2 protein-coding genes and 1 pseudogene are annotated in these 4,041 nt (G+C 52.8%); all 3 read right to left on the bottom strand.

Features of this window, described 5'->3' with window-relative positions; all coding sequences use genetic code 11:
* Nucleotides 1-61: 61 nt before the first annotated feature.
* Nucleotides 62-402, bottom strand: a pseudogene (locus V6767_RS22580) (helix-turn-helix domain-containing protein); the annotation flags it as partial.
* A gap of 90 nt (nt 403-492) precedes the next feature.
* Entirely contained in the window at nt 493-3,675 is a 3,183-nt protein-coding gene (locus V6767_RS22575; RefSeq protein WP_448475486.1) for an autotransporter family protein, read from the bottom strand.
* 170 nt (nt 3,676-3,845) lie between these two features.
* A partial coding sequence (locus tag V6767_RS22570) for a hypothetical protein (protein WP_448475485.1) occupies nt 3,846-4,041 on the bottom strand: 196 nt, incomplete at its 5' end.

Here is a 4,041-nt window from a genome sequence, read left to right as displayed (position 1 = left end):
CCAAGCCGCGTAACTATTGAAACCAAGCCTCCGGCAAACCCGGAGCGGTTCAAACAGTATTTTTTTTGAAGCTGAGCCCCTCGCGCCGCAGGAACTTCCAGATCGTATCGTGCGAGACCTTTACGCCACGCGCAGCCAGTTCATCCTTCCGCCCATGCAGCGTCAGATGCGAGGTCTGGCTGATGCGCTCGATGATGAAGGCCGGTGCGGTTCCAGAATGCGCTTGCGATACCCGCCCATCTTGCCGGGCGCGACCAAACCGGTGGCACGGTAGCGCTGCGACCACTTTACTGCAGCAGACACGGAAACCCCAAACCGGGAAGCAACCGTTCGGCAGCTCTCTCCAATCTCAATGGCAAGACCCACGCGCTTTCGAAGATCATTGGAAAGAGGTGCTGTCATCAGATGCTGGCCTCCTGCCCAGCCAGCATCTTGAACCACAAAATCAGCAAAAGGGAGAATCCCTTTTATGCCGTCAAACACAGAACCGCTCTAGAACCTGATCTTCAGGCCGACATTTCCGCCGTAACCGTAGGTTCCGGTCGAAAAACCGGTTGAAACCGTGACTTCGGCAAAGGCCGAATAGTTCACCTTGTCGGAATCCCAGTCGATCGAGCCGCCAAAGCCAACTTCGCCGGTAAACGCGTCCAGATCGGCTGCGAGATCATAACGGTCCATCAGTCGCGCCGTTGTCTCGCCAAGAAACTCATAATAGAGATTGGCAATGCCGTAGATCTGGGATTGGCGCGCTTGGCCATTCACGTTCTGCCGGTTGCTCTGCTTTTGCAGTGCAAGCCCTACCCGCCCAAGCAGGCTTTGGCCATCGGAAAAGCTGACATAGTCGGAGAAAGGACCGGTAAAGCTGTCGATCCCGACATTGGCAAAGGAAAGCTGCGCCTGAGGGGTGAGAGAAAAGCCATTGCCGGCGTCGAAGTTCTGACCGGCCTCCAGCGACAGCGCATAACCGAAGGCGTTGCTGTCGTCCGGCGAAGGGCCGATTCCGACAGCTTTCAACTCGCTCGAATACCAGGTCAGCGCCGCCTGGGCATCGGTATAGAAGCCATTGGCGGCAAACCATGTCAACGTACCGCCGAGGCCATAGCCATCTGGGTGGATCTTGCTCTCGCCGAAACGAGAGTTGATGGTTGCCTCGCCGGTTTGGTAATGCGCGGTCAAACCGCCGACAAGCGCCCCGAATTCATTGTCGAGAAAGAGACCGTCAATCCCGGCCTGCATCGCGAAACTCGCGAGATCGTAATCGTAGCCGGTAGTGGACGATTGCGGATCGACGTGATCGAAACCGCCGCTGACCCGCCCCCATAAAGCGTCGAGCGCCGGGCCCGCCGTGACCGCAGTTCCGTTATCGTAACGTCCTCCGGATCGTTTGCGCAGCGATGGCAGCTGCGTCAACTCCAGAAGCACTGAAGGGTAGGCCTCGTAAAGAGGAACATAGGGCTGGAGCGAGAGTCCCGCGTCGAGCAATTCAGCCATGCTGGCGCGCCCAACGAAATCCTCGTCGAGAAAAGCGTGAAGATTTTCGCTGGTTGTCGGGGCAAGCATGAAGCCGGGGAGGAAGTTGGCCTGGCCCAGATTGTAGTCGTCTTCCGAATAGAACAATCTGTATGCGAAGCCGGAATTGTAAACGACGCCAGTTTCGAGCTGGAACGCGTTCGCATCCACCGTAGCGCCGGGGTTCCACGTACGGTTCGTGCCGACGAGATTGTAGGCATGGGGCGTGTCGGATCTGTTGAGAGCGTTGATGTGAACGGTTGTCCGGCCCTCTACATTGCCGGAGATAACGAGGTAGTCGTTCTGGCCGAAGCGGGAGAAGTCTACGTAAAGCTTCAGTTGCCCGTTTTCGCCGGTGTAGTTCGGCGTGGCCAACTGGCCGGCTGCAGAACCGCTAGTAAACTCGATCGTTCCGCTGTTCGTAGTGCTGCCGGTGACCCAAACCAGCCCGTCTGGTGCATGAACGGCAAAAGTGCCGTCATTTTCCAGATTGGTAACGAATCTGGCTTCCCTCAACCCACCCGGATCAGCCGTAAAGGTGGCACCGTCCTGGACGACGATCTTTCCATTTGATGTCAGGGTAAAGGCGTTGCGGTCGGTAGCCTTGAAGGTCACATTGCTTTGACTAACAAAGAGAAAATCGAAATTGGTGATTTTCGTTCCGTCGATATCGGAGAGATTGGCGTTCTCGAAAATAAAGACGTCGCGTTCGGCATTGCTTTGGTCCACGCCGCCATCAAAACGCGCATGCGCGAAGGCACCCGAATCAGAGGTGGAGACAACGACCTGGTCGCTGCCGCCCTGGCCGAAAAACTGGCCCACAAAATCGCCTCCGTTCCACCGGAGTTGATCGTTTCCCTGATTGACCGTGTCGGTGGATCGACCGTTGATTTGGTCATAGTCGCCATAAATGTTGCCGAAGACCAGGCCATCATTGATCGTCACGGATGAACGGCCGCCGCCGAGCATGAGGTCGCCGCGCACGGTTCCGGAGGAGGTGATATCGATTTCCGTATCTGCATTGTCGTTGTAATTCGCCAGCACAATGCCGCCAAGCTTCTGCGAAATCTGCATGTCGGATCCGATCTCGATGTCGAGCGTGACATTCGGCGAGGATGTTTTCTCCCCGAGAACGAAAGGCCCCAAGTTGATGGCTGGCAGGTCCAGTGTAACAATCTCTCCCGATTCCAGGTTGAGATTATATTCTGAGTTCGGATCGGCGAAGAGGACAAATGCCCTTCCATAGGCTTCCAGCGAATCCATCATCAAAGATGAATCCGTAAAGTCTACATCAAGTTTTATTCCGTCGAAATAATCGGAAGATATCGTGCGTATTGCTGTATTGGCATATGCACTAGATAATAAATCAGTCGATACTATATTTATTTTTCCTCCAAATGTAGATATACCTTCATCATTTTCATGCTTGAGATATATGATTGAGTTATGGATCTCGACATCTGCAAGTGTTTCGTCCGGAATCGCTATCGCATCATAATCAAGAGATCCTAGTATGGGAATATACCGACTGGAATCCAGGGAGCTGTTCTGAATGAATATTTTTGTAGTCGACGATTGTGCCAGGGCGTAAATGCTATTCAGACTCGCATTGTTTACAAAAAGATCGACCTTCTGGCCATTTAACAGAATCTGACCATCAATATCGACCGCATTGCTGCTGCCGTCGATATTGGCCACGATGTTGGATGGAACCTGTATATTTACGGATATGAGGGGATTAGTGATTAAGCCGCCGGTCATCGTCAAAACAACGTCTCCGCCCCCCGAAAAGTTCAATGCATCCATGGTGCCATCGCCACTAACCAAGACATTTGTGTGGCCGCTGTTATTCCTGATTGAGATGGCGTCGGTAATCTCGCTGAATGCGATGGCATGGACTGTTAGGATGTCCGATTGCCCGGTGGCATTCACTGTGACGTCCCCCTCGACGGTCATGCCCGGATTGTTGAGGGTAAGCGTCAGATCGCCATCGGTGGTGTAGGTGATGCCCAACGGATAGCTGGCTGCATCACAGGTTACGTTCGAACCACCCTTCGGTGTGCATTCATCGTCCGCCCTGGCGCTTCCACCAAGCAACAGCCAGATTGCAGAGGAAAGCAGAAGCGCTTGACGAAAATTCGGAACTGTAATTTTTACGTGCAACATAACATGTAGTCCCTCTACTTAAGATTGCATTATCTAAAAAGCCAAATTTGGCGATAAGCAACCCTGTTTTGCCAATTAACTGCAATGGCCCTGCCTATGTTGCAAATTGGAAACAACTTTTAATGACTTTTAACCTGAAGCGTTCCAAAACTGTGCAACGACCAAGCTCTTCACGTGCGGAAATTGAGTGTAATTCCGGTAGAGTTTTGAATTCGACATCCACCGGACTCTAGCACCACTTCGGTATTTTTAAGTTGGGTGTTTTTACGATTCCCATGACGGGTTTTCGATGATTCCGTCAAACACAGAACAGAAGTGGCTCGGTTTGTCTGAACAGTTTCGAGCGTTTTGATAAGTGGATTTCCG

It is taken from the genome of Martelella sp. FLE1502, assembly GCF_053484255.1.
The sequence above is the reverse complement of the archived record's forward strand: the minus strand, read 5'-3'. Positions and strand labels throughout refer to the sequence as shown.

Excerpts from the sequence above, each read along its gene's own strand:
- V6767_RS22575 (WP_448475486.1), bottom strand. The coding sequence starts at position 3,675 with ATGTTGCACGTAAAAATTACAGTTCCGAATTTTCGTCAAGCGCTTCTG.